At 77.7% G+C, this 17769-nt stretch carries 1 protein-coding gene; it reads right to left on the bottom strand.

What is annotated here, in order from left to right:
• Positions 1 to 7: 7 nt before the first annotated feature.
• Positions 8 to 17635, bottom strand: coding sequence for a non-ribosomal peptide synthase/polyketide synthase (locus ACFY0X_RS28575; RefSeq protein WP_387758792.1), 17628 nt, complete (start codon positions 17633 to 17635; stop codon positions 8 to 10).
• Positions 17636 to 17769 lie beyond the last annotated feature (134 nt).

The following is a 17769-nucleotide window of genomic DNA, read 5'->3' as shown; positions in this document are numbered from 1 at the left end:
CGGCTCCTCACCGTTCGTCATCGTCGGGGCTGCCGGGGGCGGCGGCTTCGTCGGGTCCGCCCAGCGCGGCGGCTTCGAGTTCGCTCAGCACCAGGTCCTCCACCAGGTCCGCCAGGGCGGCCACGGTGCGGGAGACCAGTACGTCGCGGGGGGTGAGCGTGACGCCGAAGGCATCGTTGGCCCGGGAGGCGATCAGCAGGGCGCGCACGGAGTCGCCGCCCAGCTGGAAGAAGTCGTCGGTGGCGCCGACGGCGGTGTGCAGGGCCGCGGCCCAGATCTCCGCCACCGCCTCCTCGGTGGGGGTGCGGGGTTCGACCCGTCCGGCCGGTTCGGCCTCGCCGGGGCCGGGGGCGGGCAGGGCCGCCCGGTCGGTCTTGCCGCTCGCGGTGAGCGGGAAGCTCTCCAGCACCGCGAAGGCGGCGGGGACCATGTGGCCGGGCAGCGAGCGGGCGGCCAGGGCGCGCAGTTCGGCGCCGGTCGGCGGCTCGGTGCCGGGGGCCGCCAGCAGGTGGGCGACCAGCCGGGGCAGCCCGGGCTCGTCCTCCCGGACGCTCACCACGGCGTCCAGCACGGCCGGGTGGCGCGTCAGCACGGCCTCCACCTCGCCCGCCTCGATCCGGTGGCCGCGCAGTTTCAGCTGGTGGTCGGTGCGGCCCAGGTAGTGCAGTTCGCCGTGGCGGTCGCGGCGCACCAGGTCCCCGGTGCGGTACATCCGGCTGCCGGGCGGCCCGTACGGGTCGGCGGTGAAGCGGGCGGCGGTCAGGCCGGGGCGGCCGAGGTAGCCGCGGGCCAGGGCCGGTCCGCTCAGCCACAGCTCGCCGGGGACGCCGTCGGGCACCGGCCGCAGCCGGGCGTCCAGGACGTACGCGCCGGTGCCGGGCAGCGGGCGGCCGATCGGCGGGGCGGCGCCGTCCGCGGTCAGCGGCGCGGACCAGGTGGCGACCACGGTGGCCTCGGTGGGGCCGTAGGAGTTGACCATGCGGTGGTGCGGGGCCCAGCGGGCGACCAGGTCGGCGCCGCAGGCCTCCGCGCCGACGATCAGGGTCTTCAGCGCGGGCAGGCTGCCGGGGGTGTCGGCGGGCAGCGTGGCGAGGGCGGCGGGCGGCAGCAGGGTGTGGGTGATCCGCTCCGCCCGGAGCAGCCCGGCCAGTTGGGCGCCGAGCAGCGGGCCGGGCTCGGGCACCACCAGCCGGGCGCCGTGCGGCAGGGCCAGGCACAGTTCCAGCACCGAGGCGTCGAAGCTGGGGGTGGCGAAGGCCAGCACCCGGTCGCCGGGGGCGAGCCGGTAGTGCTCGGCCTCGGCGGCGGCGAAGGCCGCGAGGCCGCGGTGGGTGACCACGACGCCCTTGGGGGTGCCGGTGGAGCCGGAGGTGAAGATGACGTAGGCCGGGTCGTCCGGGTCGAGCGGGCGGCCGCGGTCGGCGTCGGTGGGGCGGTGGCCGGGGGCGCCGGCCGGGTCGGCGGCCAGGAGTTCGGCGACCTCCTTGGCGTCCAGGGTCAGCGCGGGCGCCGCGTCGCGCAGCATCGCCTCGATGCGCTCCTCGGGGTGGTGCGGGTCGACGGGCAGGAAGGCGGCGCCGGTCTTGGCCACCGCGAGTTCGGCGAGCACCGTGTCGGCCGAGCGGGGCAGCAGCAGGGCGACGGTCTCCCCGGGGCGGGCTCCGCGCGCGATCAGCCGGTGGGCCAGCCGGTTGGCGTGCGCCTCGGCCTCGGCGTAGGTCAGCTGCCGGTCGGCGGCGCTCAGCGCGACGGCCTGCGGCCACCGGTCGGCGGCGGCCTCGACCAGGGCGGGCAGGGTCGCCGGGGGCACCGGGGCGGTCGCCGGTCGGGCGGGGCCGCGCAGCAGCCGCTCCCGTTCGCCTGGCGGCAGCACGTCGAGCTCGTCCAGCCGGGTGGTGCCGCCAGAGGCGGCCAGCGCGGACAGGGTGTGCAGCAGCTGGTCGGCGAGGCGCCCGGCGGTCTCCCGGTCGAGGAAGCGCGGGTCGTGGCCGAGTTCCACGGCGAGCCGCTCGCCGGGCGAGACGACCACGGTGAGCGGGTAGTTGGTGGCCTCCCGGGCGTCCAGTTCGCGCACCCGCAGGCCGTGCGCGCCGGCCGTGGCGTCGCCGACCGGGTAGTTCTCGAAGACCACCAGGCTGTCGAACAGCTCGGTGCCCGGCGGGACCCGGCTCAGCCCGTGCATCCGCGCCAGCGGCAGGTGGTCGAACCGGCGGTCCTCGGCCTGCTCCTCCTGGAGGGTGCGCAGCCAGTCGGCGCAGGGCCGGGCACCGTCGACGGTGACCCGGGCGGGCAGGGTGGTGATGAACAGGCCGACGATGCCGTCGGAGCCGGCCAGGTCGGCGGGCCGGCCGGAGACGGTGGTGCCGAAGCAGACCCGCCGCTCGCCGCTCCAGCGCGACAGCAGCAGCGCCCAGGCGCCCTGCACCACGGTGTTGAGGGTGAGGCGGTGGCGGCGGGCGAACTCCTGGAGCCGCTCGGTTTCGGCCGCGTCCAGCCGGTGCGAGAGCCACTGCCCGGAGCGGGCGGTGTCACCCGGGGCGGGCCGGCGGTCGTAGGGCAGCGCGGTGGGGGCGGTGAGGTCGGCCAGCACGCCGCGCCAGTGCTCGACGGCGGCGCCGGTGTCGCGGGCGGCGAGCCAGCCGACGTAGTCCGCGAAGGGCCGGCGCTCGGGCAGGGCCGGCCGTTCGCCCCGGGCGAGCGCGGCGTGGGCGGCGAGCACGTCCCCGAGGACGTGGAAGACGCTCCAGCCGTCCAGCAGCACGTGGTGGAAGGCCCAGACGACGCGGACCGCGTCCGGCCCGAGCCGGATCAGGTCGAGCCGCAGCAGCGGGGCGCGGTCCAGGTCCAGCGGCCGGGCCCGCCGGTCGGCGAGCAGTTCCTCCAGCCGGGCCGCGCGCCGGGCCTCGGTCAGGCCGCTCCAGTCGTGCTCGGTGACCGGGAGCACCGCGTGCCGGTGGACCACCTGGAGCGGCACCGGTACGTCGCGCAGCACCACCGAGGTGCGCAGCACCGGGGTGCGGTCGACGACGTGCTGCCAGGCGGCGGCCAGCAGGCCCGGGTCGCGGGCACCGTCCAGGACGAAGGTGATCTGCTCCACGTACAGGCCGTGTTCGGCCTCGTCCAGGCCGTGCACCACCATGCCGGTCTGGGTGGGGGTGAGCGGCTGGATCTCCGTCACCTCCCGTCCGGTGCCGGCCAGCCGGTCGACGGCGGCCTGGTCGAGCCCGGCGAGCGGGAAGTCGGAGGGGGTGCGCCCGCCGGCGCCGGGTTCGGCGCAGTGGCGGACGATCTCCCGCAGTTCGTCCCGGAGTTCGGCGGCGAGCCGGGCGACCGTCCGGCGGTGGTGCACCGCGCGGGAGTAGGACCAGGTGAAGGAGAGCCGGCCGTCGGCGACCTGCCCGAGCACGTCCAGCAGGTGGGGGCGGCGGGCGGTGCGGTCCATCCCGCCGGTGAGCGGGCCGGCCGGGGCGAGCAGCAGGCTGCCGGGGGCGGCGCCGCGGTCCTGACGGCCCAGGTAGTTGAAGCCGATCCGCGGCAGGTCCAGCCCCGGGACCGGCCGGAGGTGGCGCAGGGCGCCGTGGCCGAGGCCGCCGCCCGGGACGGCGCGCAGCGCCTCCTTGACGGCCTTCAGGGCGGTGCCGGTGCCCGCAGCCCGGGGCACCTCCAGGGCAACGGGGAACATGGCGGTGAACCAGCCGACGGTGCGGGACAGGTCGAGGCCGTCGAAGAGGTCCTCGCGGCCGTGGCCCTCCAGGGCGACCAGTACCCGGCGCCGTCCGGTCCAGCGGGTCAGCACCCGGCCGAGGGCGCAGAGCAGGACGTCGTTGACCCGGGTGCGGTAGGCGTCCGGGACGTCCTGGAGCAGCCGGCGGGTGTCCTCGGCGCCCAGCGCGACGGTCAGCGACTCCTCGGTGTCGGCGGTGTTGGCGCCGTCCAGGTCGATCGGCAGGTCGTCGTCCACCAGGCCCTGCCAGTACGGGAGTTCGGCGTCGAAGCGGCCGGCCGCGGTGTGCTCGGCGAGCCGTTCGGCCCAGGCCCGGAAGGAGGTGCTCTTGGCGCCCAGGTCGGGCCGCTCGCCGGCGGCCAGCGCGCGGTGGGCGCGCTCCAGGTCCTCCAGCAGGATCCGCCAGGACACCGCGTCCACCACCAGGTGGTGGGCGGCCAGCAGCAGCACCGGGCGGGGGTCGCCGGCGAAGCGGCAGAGCGCGGCCCGCAGCAGCGGTCCGGCGGCCAGGTCGAAGCCCTCGGCGAGCCGCTCGGCGAGGTCGTGCAGGACGGTCTCCCGCGCCTCGCCCGCGGCCGCCTCGTGGACGTGCAGTTCGGGGGCCTGGCCGGGTTCGGTGCCGTACTGGCGCCACCGGCCGTCGGCGAGCGGTTCGTAGCGCATCCGCAGCGCGTCGTGGTGGTCCAGGACGGCCGTCAGTGCGGCCCGCAGGGTGCCCTCGTCGGTGCCGGGGGCGAGGGTGAAGGAGACGGACTGGGTGAGCCGGGCCGGGTCGCCGTCGAGGGTGTCCAGCAGCCAGTGCTGGACGGGGGTGAGCGGGGCCTCGCCGGTGACGGCGCCTTGTTCGGCGGCGGTGCCCGGGAGCGGGGAGCGCTCGGCGGCGGCCGCGAGTTCGGCCAGGGTCTGGTGGGCGAACAGGTGCCGGGGGGTCAGCGCGAGGCCGGCCCGGCGGGCCGCGGAGACGACCTGGATGCCGAGGATCGAGTCCCCGCCGAGGGCGAAGTAGTTGTCGTCCGCGTGGACGTCGGGCACGCCGAGCACCTCGCGCCAGATCGCCGCGAGGGCCCGCTCGGTGTCGGTGCCCGGCGGCCGCTCGCCGCCGGTGCCCCCGGCGGCGGGGGCGGGGACGGGCAGGGCGCGCCGGTCCAGTTTGCCGGTGGCGCCGAGCGGCAGCCGCTCCAGCGGCACCACCAGGGCGGGCACCAGGTGGTCGGGGAGGGTGCGGCCGAGGAAGGCGCGCCACTCGGCCGGGTCGGGCAGGGCGGCGCCGTCGCGGGGCACCGCGTAGCCCACCAGCCGCCGGTGGCCGTCCTGGTCGACCACCCGGGCGGCCGCCGCCGACACCCGGGGGTGGCGGGCCAGCGCGGCCTCGACCTCGCCGAGTTCGATCCGGAAGCCGCGCACCTTGACCTGGTCGTCGGCGCGGCCGAGGTAGTCGAGCCCGCCGTCGGCGCTCCAGCGCACCCGGTCGCCGGTGCGGTACATCCGGCTGCCGGGCGGGCCGTACGGGTCGGACAGGAAGCGCCCGGCGGTCAGCCCGGGGCGGCGCAGGTAGCCGCGCGCCACGCCGGTGCCGGCCAGGTACAGCTCGCCGGGCGCGCCGACGGGCACCGGGCGCAGCCGCTCGTCCAGGACGTAGGCCCGGGCGCCGCCGACCGGTCGGCCGATGGGCGGGTCGCGGTCCGGGTCGGCGGGGTCGCAGAGGTGGGCGGTGGCGTACACGGTGGCCTCGGTGGGGCCGTAGACGTTCAGCACCCGGCAGCCGGGGACTGCCTCGCGGACCACGCGCACGGTGCGGGCGGGCAGTCCCTCGCCGGCCAGCACCACGGTGTCGGCGCCGAGGTGGACGGTGCCGTCGGCGAGCAGTCCGCCGAGCGCCGAGGGCACCGCGCTGAGCAGGCCGGCCCGCCGGGGGCCCGGCTCCGGCCCGGCGCCGGCGGGGTGCTCGGCCAGGGCGAGCAGGTCGCGCAGGAGTTCCACGCGGCCGCCGGACAGCAGCGGCGCGAAGATCTCGAACACCGAGACGTCGAAGTTGAGCGAGGTGGCGGCGAGCACGTGCTCCAGGCCCCGGCCGGCGAACTCGGCGGCGGCCCAGTCGGTCAGGGCGAGCACCGAGGCGTGGGCGACCACCACGCCCTTGGGCCGGCCGGTGGAGCCCGAGGTGTGGATGACGTACGCCGGGTGCTCCGGCCGCAGGGCGCCGTGCCGCTCCCGGTCGGTCACGGCGTCCGCGCGGGCGGCGGCCAGCCGTTCCCGGCAGGCCGGGTCGTCCAGCACGATGCGGGTGGACGGGCCGTCGGGCAGCCGCTCCGCGGTCGCCGCGCGGGTGACCACGGCGTCGGGCCGGACGTCCTCGAAGAGGTAGGCGATCCGCTCGGCCGGGTACCCGGGGTCGACCGGCAGGTAGCCGGCGCCGCTCTTGAGCACGGCGAGCAGTGCCACGGCCAGTTCGACGGTGCGGGGCAGCGCGAGGGCGACGAACCGCTCGGGGCCGGCCCCGGCCTCGATCAGCAGCCGGGCCAGCCGGTTGGAGCGCTCGTCCAGTTCCCGGTAGGTCAGCTGTTCGCCGCCGGAGCGGACCGCCGGGGCGTCGGGGGTGCGGGCGGCCTGCCGGGCGAAGGCCGCCGGCAGGGTGTCCCGGGGCGCCGGGCGCACCGCCCCGCCGAGGCGCTCCAGCAGGGCGCGCCCCTCGGCCGGGTCCAGCAGCGGCAGTTCGCCCGCCGGCCGGTCGAGGCCGGCCGCCATCCCGGCGAGCAGGGTGCGCAGGCTCGCCCCGAGCCCTTCGACGGTGGCGGTGTCGAAGGCGGCCGGGTCGTGGTCCAGGCCGATCTCGATGGACTCGCCGGGCGCCACCACCACGCTGAGCGGGTAGCTGGTCGGCTCCAGGACGTGCTCGGTCTCCACGCCCAGGCCGTGCCGGGCCGGCGACCGGGCGTCGAAGGGGTAGTTCTCGAAGACCACGATGCTGTCGAACAGGGCGGTGCCGCCGGGCAGTTCGCTCCAGCCCTGGAGCTGGGCCAGCGAGACGGCGTCGTGCCGCCGGGCCTCGGACTGGTGGTCCTGCACCTCCCGCAGCCACTCCAGCAGCGGGCGCCGGGCGTCGATCCGCACCCGGGTCGGCAGGGCGTTGATGAACAGGCCCACCATCGAGGTGACGCCGGGGAGTTCGGCGGGCCGGCCGGAGACGATGGTGCCGAACACCACGTCGTCACCGCCGCCGTAGCGGGAGAGCAGCAGCGCCCAGGCGCCCTGGAGCACGGTGTTGACGGTCAGCCCGGCCTGCCGGGCGGTGCCGCGCAACCGCTCGGACAGCTCGGGGCCGAGGGCGACCCGTACCGAGGCCGAGGAGGAGGCGCGGTGGGCGCCGGCCGGGCGGCGGTCCCGGGGCAGTTCGGTGGGGGCGGGGAAGCCGGCCAGGACGTCCCGCCAGTACCGTTCGACACCCGCCCGGTCCTGGCCGGCCAGCCAGCGCAGGTAGTCGGCGTAGGGGGCCCGCTCGGCCGGGGCGGGGCGGCGGCCGGCGGTCAGCGCGGCGTAGCGCTCGCAGACCTCGTCGAAGACCTGGGCGGCGCTCCAGCCGTCGAGCAGCACGTGGTGGAAGGTCCACACCATCCGTACCCGGCCCGGCGCCAGCCGGATCAGGGCCAGCCGCAGCAGCGGCGCGGCGCCGAGGTCGATCCCGGCGGCCCGGTCCTCGGCGAGCAGCCGGGCGGTGTCCCGCTCGACCTGCCCGGCGGGGCGGCCGGTCCAGTCGTGGTGGGTCACCGGGACGGCGGCCCGGTGCTGGACGACCTGGAGCGGTTCGGCGCCGTCCTGCCAGCTGAGCCGGGTGCGCAGGATCGCGTTGGCGTCGGCGGTCTGCTGCCAGGCCTCGGCCAGCGCGTGCGGGTCGGTGACGCCGGTCAGCACCAGCTGGACCTGGTTGACGTAGGTGTCGCCGTCCGGGTCGAGCAGGCTGTGGAAGAGCATCCCGGCCTGCATCGGCGTGAGCGGGAGGACGTCGGCGACCGACCGGCCGTCCCCGGCGATCCGGTCCACCGCCGCCTGGTCCAGGCGGGCGAGCGGGAAGTCGGAGGGGGTGCGGCCGCCGGCGCCGGGCTCGGCACAGTGCGCGACGATCTCCTCCAGCGCGCGCAGCACGGCCCGCGCCAGCCCCTCGACGGTGTCCGGACGGTGCCGGCCCGCGCTGTAGTACCAGCCGATCTCCAGCCGGCCGTCCTCGACCCGGGCGACCACGTCCAGCAGGTGGGGGCGCTCGGCGCCGGGGGCCTGCGCGCCGCCGAGGCCGCCGGGGACTGCGCGGACCAGGGCGGCGCCGTCGGCGGACCAGTCGAAGCGGCCCAGGTAGTTGAAGCTGATGCCGGGGGCGGGCGCGTCGGCGAGCGCCTCGTCCCGGGCGAGGTGGCGCAGCGCGCCGTACCCGAGGCCGCGGTCGGGCACCGCCCGCAGCTGCTCCTTGACGGCCTTCAGGGCGGTGCCCCAGTCCCCCGCCGGGACGTCGAGGGCGACGGGGTACAGCGAGGTGAACCAGCCGACCGTACGGGACAGGTCGAGGCCGTCGAACAGCCGGTCCTCGCGGCCGTGGCCCTCCAGGCCGACGGCGACGGTGGCGTGCCCGGTCCACTCGGCGAGCACCCGGCCGAGGGCGGTGAGCAGCACGTCGTCGATCCGGGTGCGGTAGACCCCGGGGACCTCGCGCAGCAGGGCGTCGGTGCGTTCGCGGTCCAGCCGGACGGTCACCTCGCGCAGGTCGGCGGCGGTGTTGCCGCCGTCGCCGTCCACCGGCAGCGGCCGGGCGCAGGCCCGGGCGGCGGCGGCCCAGTGGGCGCGCTGCCCGGCGAAGCCGCCGGCCGCGGTGTGCTCGGCCAGCCGGCGGGTCCACTCCCGCACCGAGCTGGTGCGGGCGGGCAGCCGCAGCGGACGGCCCTCGACGGCCTGCCGGTAGGCGGTCTCCAGGTCCTCCAGCAGCACCCGCCAGGAGACGCCGTCGACCACCAGGTGGTGGACGGCCAGCAGCAGCCGGTCGGGCCGGGTGCCGTCGGCGGCGGTGAACAGCCGGGCGGTGAGCAGCGGGCCGCCGTCCAGTCGGAAGGAGGCGTGGGCGGCCCCGGTCACGGCGGCCTCGTCGGCGGCGTCGTGGACCTCCAGCAGCTCGGGGGCCGCCTCCTCGGCGGGGGCGCAGTGCTGGCGCCAGCCGCCGTCCTCGGCCCGGACGAAGCGGGAGCGCAGCGCGTCGTGGTGGGCCCACAGGGCGGCCAGCGCGCGGCGCAGGGCCCGCGGGTCGACCCCGGCGGGGGCCTCCACCACCAGGGACTGGTCGAAGTGCTTGGCGGACGGCGGGTTCGGGTCGAGGAACCAGTGCTGGATCGGTGTCAGGCCGACCTCGCCGCTGACCGGTCCGGTCCCGGCGACGGCGACGGCGCTGCCGGCCGCCGCGGCCAGGGCGGCGACGGTGGGGTGCCGGAACAGGTCGCGCGGGGAGAGCGCGAGTCCGGCGGCGCGGGCCCGGGAGACGACCTGGATGCTCAGGATGGAGTCGCCGCCGAGCAGGAAGAAGTCGTCGTCCAGGCCGACGCGTTCGACCCCGAGCAGCTCCGCCCAGATCCCGGCGAGCAGCCGCTCGCGGGCGGTGCCGGGGGCGCGGTGGGGGCGGTCGCCGCCCGCCGACCAGTCGGGGGCGGGCAGTCGCCGGCGGTCCACCTTGCCGTTGGCGGTGAGCGGGAGTTCGGGCAGCGTGACGAAGGCCGCGGGCAGCATGTAGTCGGGAAGGTCGGCGGCCAGGTGGGCGCGCAGTCCGGCGGCTCCGGGGGGTTCGGCGCCCTCGGCCGGCACCAGGTGGGCGGCGAGGCGCTTGCGCCCGCCGTCCTGGTGCAGCGAGACCACGGCCTCGGCGACGGCCGGGTGGGCGGTGAGCCGGGCCTCGATCTCGGCGGGTTCGATCCGGAAGCCGCGGATCTTGATCTGGTCGTCCGCGCGGCCGACGAAGTGCAGTTCGCCGTCCTCGCTCCACCGGACGGTGTCGCCGGTGCGGTACATCCGCTCGCCGGGCGGGCCGAACGGGTCGGCGAGGTAGCGGGCGGCGGTCTCACCGGGGCGGCCCGCGTAGCCGCGCGCGAGGCCGGCTCCGGCGATGTACAACTCCCCCGTGACGCCCGGGGGTTGCGGTTGGAGCGCGCCGTCCAGGACGTACACCCGGGTGTTGTCCAGCGGGCGGCCGATCGGCAGGGCGGCGGGCAGCTCGTCGCCGGCCCGGAAGGCCCGGCGGGTGGCGAAGGTGGTGGTCTCGGTCGGTCCGTAGCCGTCGACCACGGTGAGGCCGGGGCAGGCCGCCAGGACCTTGCGGACGGCGGCGGCGGGCACCGCCTCGCCGCCGGTCCACACCTCGCGGGCGCCGCGCAGGCAGCCCGGGTCCTCCTGGGCGAGCAGCCGGAACAGGCCGGCGGTCAGCCACAGGCAGCGTACGCCCTGCTCGGTGACGGCGTGCCGGACGGCGGCGGCGTCCAGGTCGTGCGGCGGGGCGAGGACGGCGGTGCCGCCGCGCAGCAGCGGCACCCACAGCTCGTAGGTGGCGGCGTCGAAGGCGTGCGGGGAGTGCACCAGCACCCGGTCGTGGCCGGTGAAGGCGCGGTCCAGGGCGAGCGCCGCGACGTCCCGGCGGCGCACCGCGACGCCCTTGGGGGTGCCGGTGGAGCCCGAGGTGAACATCAGGTACTGGACGTTGTCGGGGTGGACGGCCGCCGGGGCCGCCGCCGGCGCGGCGCCGTCGGGCCGGTCCACCCGCAGCACCCGCTCGGCGGGGAGCAGTTCGAGGGCCTGCCCGGCCCGGTGGGCGTCGGTGAGCAGCAGTTCGGCGCCGGCCTCGGCCAGCATCCGGTGCAGCCGCTCGCGCGGCGCCCGGCCGTCCAGCGGCACGTGGACCCCGCCGGTGCGGACCAGCGCCAGCTGGGCGACGACCAGCTCGACGGAGCGCTCCGCCAGCACCCCGACCGGCTGCTCCACCCGGACTCCCCGCGCGGTCAGCCGTCCGGCCAACTCAGCCGCGCGGGCGTCGAGTTCGCGATAGGTCAGGCGTTCCTCGGCGGTTTCCAGGGCGACCGCGTCGGGGGTGCGGAGCACCTGTGCGGCGAACAGTTCGGCGATGTCGGCGGCGGGTTCCCCGGTGGCGGTGGCGTTCCAGTCGACCAGGACGCGCCGGCGCTCCTCGGCGGTCATCAGCGGCAGCCGCGCGGGCGGCCGGTGGGCCCCCTCGGGCAGCGCGGTCAGCGCGGCGGTGAGCTGCCCGGCCAGCCTCCGCACCGTGGACTCGTCGAACAGCCGGGGGTCGTAGCAGAGCCGCAGGGACAGCTCCGGGCCCGGGTAGGCCAGCAGGGCGAGCGGGTAGTTGGTGGTCTCGATGCCGTCCAGTTCGCGCAGCCGCAGGCCGTGGGCGTCGGCCGCGTCCTCGTCGACCGGGTAGTTCTCGAAGACCACCAGGCTGTCGAACAGGGCGGTCTGCTCGGGCAGTCCGGTGCCGGCCCGCAGCCGGGTGAGCGGGACGAAGCCGTGCCGCCGGTCCTCGCTCTGCTCCCGCTGCAGGGCCCGGAGCCAGTCGAGCAGGGTGCCGTCGGCGGGCACCGTGGTGCGGGTCGGCAGGGTGGTGATGAACAGGCCGGTCATCGTCTCGACGCCGGGCAGCTCGGGCGGCCGCCCGGAGGAGGTGGTGCCGAAGACGACGTCGGCGCGCCCGGCCTGGCGGCCCAGCAGCACCGCCCAGGCGCCCTGCACCAGGGTGTTGAGGGTCAGCCCGGAGCCGCGTGCCAGGTCCTCCAGCGCCCTGGTCGCGGCGGCGGGCAGGGCGAACGGCACGGCCCGGGTGGACTCCGCGCGGTGGCTCTGCACCGGCTCGCGGTCGTACGGCAGCGGCGTCGCCTCGGCCAGCCCGGCGAGGCGGTCGCGCCAGTGCCGTTCGGCCTCCGCGTGGTCGCGCCCGGCCAGCCAGGCCAGGTAGTCGCGGTAGGGCCGGCGCTCCGGCACGGTGCCGTACGGGACGTCGCCGTCCGCTCCCGGGCGGGCCAGGGCGGCGTGCGCCGCGAAGACGTCCGAGAGCACCTGGAACAGGCTCCAGCCGTCCAGGACCAGGTGGTGGAAGGACCAGAGCACCCGCACGCGGTCCTCCGGGAGGCGGATCAGCAGCAGCCGCTGGAGCGGGGCCCGCCCGAGGTCGAGGCCGCGGGCCCGGTCGCGGTCCAGCAGCTCGGCCAGCCGGTCCCGGCGCTCCCGCTCGGGCAGCTCGCGCCAGTCCAGGTGGGTGACCGGCACCGCCACCCGGCGGTGCACCACCAGCAGCGGCTCGGGCACCTCCTGCCAGCGGACGTGGGCGCGCAGCACCGCGGTGCGGTCGGTGACCCACTGCCAGGCCTCGGCGAGGCGCGCCGGGTCGGGCACCCCGTCCAGGACGAAGTCCAGCTGCTGGAAGTAGGCGCCGCTGTCCTCCTCGGCGAGGCCGTGGAAGAGCATGCCGGACTGGGTCGGGGTGAGCGGCAGGACGTCCTCGACCGCGCCCGGGTCGGCGCCGGTGATCCGGTCCACCGCCGCCTGGTCGAGCCGGGCCAGCGGGAAGTCGGACGGGGTACGCCCGGCCGAGCCGGGCCGGGCCGCGTGGCGGGCGAGGTCGGCCAGCTCCTCGGCGAAACGCCGGGCCAGCGCCTCGACGGTCGCGCGGCGGTGGACGGCGGCGGAGTGGAACCAGGTGAACTCCAGCGCGTCGCCGTCGAGGCGGCCGACCACCTCCAGCGGGTGGGGGCGTTCGACGGCCGGGTCGGCGTCCAGCTCCAGCGGCCGGAAGGTGCCGCGGAACAGCCCGTCCGGGTCGTCCGGCAAGGCGATGCGGCCGAGGTAGTTGAAGCCGATCCGGGCGGCCGGCACGTCGGGCGCGGTGCCGGGGCGCCCGAGGTGGCGCAGCGCCTCGAAGCCTAGGCCGCGCCGGGGGACGGCGCGCAGCCGCTCCTTGACCTGCTTGAGGACGGTGTCCCAGTCGGCTCCGGCGGGGACGGCCAGGGCGACGGGGTGGCGGGTGGTGAACCAGCCGACCGTACGGCCGAGGTCCAGCTCGGGGAACAGCTCCTCGCGCCCGTGGCCCTCGACGTCCACCACGACCTGCTCCAGCCCGCTCGCCCCGCACAGCGCCCGGCCGAGCGCGCTCAGCAGCACGTCGTTGGCCTGGGTGCGGTAGGTGTCGGGCAGGGTGCGCAGCAGGGCGGCGGTGTCGGCGGGGCTCAGCCGGACGGTGACGGAGCGTTCGGAGGCGTAGGTGTCGGGGCCGTCGAGTTCGGCGGGGAAGGCCTCGGGGGCGCTCCGCGGGGGGACCGCCCGCGCCCAGTACCCGCACTCGTCCTCGAAGCCGCCCTCGGCCGCGAAGGCGCTCAGCCGCTCGGCCCACTGGCGCAGCGGCGAGGACTTCGCCGGCAGGGCCCGCGCGCCGTCCCGGCCCTCTCGGCGGGCGCGGTAGGCGGTGTCGAGGTCCTCCAGCAGCACCCGCCAGGAGACGCCGTCGACCACCAGGTGGTGCACGGCCAGGTGCAGGACCGGGGGCCGGCCCCCGGCGCGCTCGTGCAGCACGGCGCGCAGCAGCGGCGCGCCGCCGGCCAGGTCGTACGGGCCGAAGTGCGGGGTGTCGTCGTCCGGGCCGGTGTGCCGGGCAAGGGTGATCCGGCGCGTCGGCTCCTGGATCCGCCAGTGCACGGCCCCGGTTCCGTCCGGGGTGGTGAAGGCGGAGCGCAGCGCGTCGTGGTGGGCGACCAGGTCGTTCAGGGCCTCCTCCAGGGCCGCCCGGTCCAGGTCGCCGGGCAGCAGCAGGGAGAGCGCCTGGCCGAAGTGGCCGGCTCGGGCGCCGGCCCGGCCGAGCCACCAGCGCTGGATCGGGGTCGGCACGGCCTGCCCGGTGGCGGCCACCGGCGCGGGCGCGGCCGGGGCCTCGGCGTCCTCCGCGGCGCGGGCCAGCGCGGCGACCGTCTGGTGGCGGTAGAGGTCGCGGGAGGTGACCGCCAGCCCGGCCTGCCGGGAGCGGGCCACCACCTGGATGCCGAGGATGGAGTCGCCGCCGAGGTCGAAGAAGTTGTCGTCGGCGCCGACCCGGTCCAGCCGCAGCACCTCGGCCCAGATGCCGGCCAGCGCGCGTTCGGCGGGGGTGCGGGGGGCGACGTGGCGGACGGCGGGCGCGGCCGGGCCGGGGTCGGGCAGCCGGCCGCGGTCGAGCGTGCCGTCGGGGTCGAGCGGCAGGGCGGGCAGCGGCACCACGACGGCGGGGACAAGCCGGTCGGGCAGGGTCAGGGCGAGGGTGCGGCGCACCGCCTCGGGGTCGATCCGGCCGCCGGGGACGGGCACCGCGTAGCCGACCAGCCGCCGGGTACCCTCGGTGAGGACGGCGGCCGCCTCGGCCACGCCCGGGCAGCGCCGCAGCGCCTCGGCGACCTCCTCGGGGTCGGTCTCCTGGTGGCGGGGCCGGGCCCACTGCTCGACCCGGCCGAGGTGCTCCAGCTCGCCGTCGGCGGTCCACCGGACCAGCTCGCCGGTGCGGTACAGCTGCTCCCCCGGCGCGCCGTACGGGTCGGCGACGAACCGCTCGGCGCTCTCCCCCGGCTGCGGGGGGAGGCCGCCGGCGAGGTACAGCTCGCCGGGGACGCCGTCGGGTTGGGGGCGCAACCCGCGGTCGAGGACGTAGCCGCGGGTCCACCCGGGCCGGGCGGCGCCCTCGGGCGGTACGGGCGTGCGCCCGGCGTCCAGCAGCGCGCGCTGCTCGTCGCCCGGGATCATCGGCAGTTCGGCGAGGGTGCGCTGCGGCCCGTCCGCCATCCCGGCCAGCAGGCGGTGGAGGTGGCGCGCCAGGGCGGCCGCGGTCCGCCGGTCGAACAGGTCGGTGTTGTACTCCACCGTCAGCACCCAGCCGCCGGCCTGGTCCGGGGCGAACTCCAGCACCAGGTCGAAGCGGGCGGCGGCGCGCGGCAGCGGGTGGTCGGTGAACCGCAGGCCCCCGGTGGGCGCCGGGGCGGCGGAGGTCTGCTGGACGACCACGACCTGGACCAGCGGGGTCCGGCTGGGGTCGCGCGGCGGTGCCAGCTCCTCGACCACCCGGTCGAAGGGCACCCCGGCGTGGGCGAAGGCGTCCAGCAGGGTTGTGCGCATGCCCTCCACGAAGCTGTCCACGGTGGCCCGCTCGTCCACGTCGCCGCGCAGCACCACGGTGTTGACGAAGAAGCCGGTCACCTCCTCCAGTTCGCGGCGGTCCCGTCCGTTGGTGACGGTGCCGAAGGCGACGTCCCGCTGGCCGGTGTGGCGGGAGAGCAGCAGCGCGCAGGCGCCGGCGAACAGGGTGAACACGGTGGTGCCGCGGCCGGCGGCGAGGTGGCGCAGCCGGTCGGCCAGGTCGGCCGGGAGGTGGTGGCGGTGCGCCGCGCCGTTGCCGGTGCGCCGGTCGGGCCGGGGGCGGTCGGTGGGCAGCCGCAGGGTCGGCAGGTCCGCCAGGGCGCGCTTCCAGTAGGCGAGGTCCGCCGCGTGGTCGGTGCGGTGGTGCTGCTCCCAGTGCGCGAAGTCGGGGTACTGGAGGGCGGGGGCGGGCAGGCCGTCCGGCTCGCCGGTGGCCTCCGCCCGATAGAGGGCGGCCAGTTCGCGGGTGAGCACGCCCACCGACCAGCCGTCGGTGACGATGTGGTGCTGGGCCAGCAGCAGCAGGTGCTCGTCGGCGGCGAGCCGGACCAGCAGCACCCGGGCGAGCGGGCCCCGGGTCAGGTCGTACGGCCGCTCCAGTTCCTCGGCCAGCAGCCGTTCGGCGGCCGCGGCGCGCTCCCCGGCGGGCCGGGCTTCGAGGTCCTCGGTGCGCAGCGGCAGCTCCGCCTGGTCGGCGACGCGCTGCACCAGTTGCCCGTCGAGGGTGACGACGGTGGTGCGCAGCGAGTCGTGCCGGGCGGTGAGCCGGCGCAGGGCCCGGCCGAGGGCGTCCTGGTCGAGGGGGCCGTGCAGCCGCAGGGCGACGCCGGTGTTGTTCCCGGTGCCGCCGGGGGTGAGGTCGTCCAGGAACCAGAGCCGGCGCTGGGCGCTGGACAGCGGCAGCGGCTCGCCGGGCGGGGCGGGCGGGATCGGCCCGGCCGGTGCGGCGGCGGCCGGCCGGTCGAGCAGCGGGGCGAGGGCGGCGACGGTGCGGGCGGTGAAGACGTCCCGCAGGGTGAGCCGGACGCCCAGCCGCTCGGCGGTCCGGGTCAGGGTGCGGGCGGCGAGGATCGAGTCGCCGCCGAGGTCGAAGAAGTCGTCTTCGGCGCCGACCGCGTCGAGGCCGAGGACCTCGGCCCAGACGGCGGCCAGGGCGCGTTCCCGTTCGGTGCGCGGGGCGAGCCGTCCGGTGCCGGCCCGGCGGGCGGGTGCGGGCAGCGCCCGCTGGTCGATCTTGAGCTGCGGGGTGAGCGGGAACGCGGCCAGCACGACGACGGCGGCGGGCACCAGGTGGGCGGGCAGCGCGGCGGCCAGGGCGGTGCGCAGTTCGGCCGGGTCGGGGGCGCGCTCCGGGTCGGCGGGGGTGGCGTAGCCGACCAGCCGGGGGTGGCCGGGTTCGTCCTCGCGGACCACCACGACGGCCTGGTCGACGGCGGGGTGGGCGCGCAGCGCGGCCTCGATCTCGCCGGGCTCGATCCGGAAGCCGCGGACCTTGACCTGCCGGTCGAGCCGGCCGAGGAACTCCAGCTCCCCGTCGGCGTTCCGGCGGGCCCGGTCGCCGGTGCGGTAGAGCCGGGCGCCGGGCGGGCCGAAGGGGTCGGCGACGAAGCGGGCGGCGGTCAGGCCGGGGCGGGCCAGGTAGCCGCGGGCGACGCCCTCGCCGCCGAGGAACAGCTCGCCGTCGGCGCCGGGCGGCAGGGGCCGCATGGCCTCGTCGAGCACGTACGCCCGGGCGTGCGGCAGGGCGCCGCCGATGGTGGGCGAACCGGTGCCGGCGGTGAGCGGGCCGGTCCAGGTGGCGACGATGGTGGCCTCGGTCGGGCCGTAGGAGTTGACCATGCGCCGGCCGGGCGCCCAGCGGTCGACCAGTTCGGCGGGGCAGGCCTCGGCGCCGACGATCAGGGTGCGCAGGTGGCGGCCGGCTCCGGCGGGGACGGTGGCCAGGGCGGCGGGCGGGATCAGGGCGTGGGTGATCCGGTGCTCGTCCAGGACGGCGGCGAGTTCCTCGCTCAGCCAGGGGCCGTCCGGGGGGATCACCAGGGTGGCGCCGATGAGGACGGAGACGAACAGCTCCAGCACGGAGGCGTCGAAGCTGGGCGAGGAGAACTGGAGCACCCGGTCGCCGGGGCCCACCGCGTAGTTCTCGACGGCGGCCGCGGTGAAGCCGGCGATCCCGCGGTGGGTGACGACCACGCCCTTGGGGGTGCCGGTGGAGCCGGAGGTGTAGATCAGGTACGCGGGGTGGTCGGTGCCGGCCGTGGCCGGGGCGTGCGGCTCACCCGCCGGGGGCGTCTCCGGCGTCTCCAGGACCTCGCGGACCGCGGCCGGGTCGTCCAGCACGATCGCGGGGGCGGCGTCGGCGAGCATCAGCGCCCGGCGCTCGGCGGGGTAGGCCGGGTCGACGGGCAGGAAGGCGGCGCCGGCGCGAGCGGCGGCCAGTTCGGCGGCGATCAGCTCCATGGAGCGCGGCAGCACCAGGGCCACCGTCCGTTCCGGTCCGGCGCCGCGCCGGTGCAGGTCGCGGGCCAGCCGCTCGACGCGTTCCGCCAGTTCGCGGTAGGTCCAGCTCCGCCGGCCGTCGGTCAGCGCGGGCGCGTGCGGGGTGCGCGCGGCCTGGTCGGCGAACAGCGCGTCGAGGGTCCGGGGGGCGCCGTCCCCCGGGGTCGCGGGGGTGCCGCCGGCCTGCGGCGGAGCGGACGGACGCACGGGCTGGGCAGGCCGGTCGGCCATGGCGGAAGGTCCTTCCGAGGGGGGCGACGACGCGGGCACCGGGGCAGGCGGTAGCCGGCCCTCGGGCCCGGGAACGGTGCGGTGGCGGCGGTGCGGGGTGGGTGCGGTGGCGGCTCTACGGCGGTGGTGCGAGG

Origin of the sequence: Kitasatospora sp. NPDC001547 (assembly GCF_042894165.1) — a bacterium.
Classification (GTDB): domain Bacteria; phylum Actinomycetota; class Actinomycetes; order Streptomycetales; family Streptomycetaceae; genus Kitasatospora.
Note: the sequence above shows the minus strand (reverse complement) of the source record. Positions and strands in the feature narration are given on the sequence as shown.

What these genes read in the sequence shown, in the direction of transcription:
- ACFY0X_RS28575 (WP_387758792.1), bottom strand. Translation starts at nt 17,635, where the DNA reads ATGGCCGACCGGCCTGCCCAGCCCGTGCGTCCGTCCGCTCCGCCGCAG.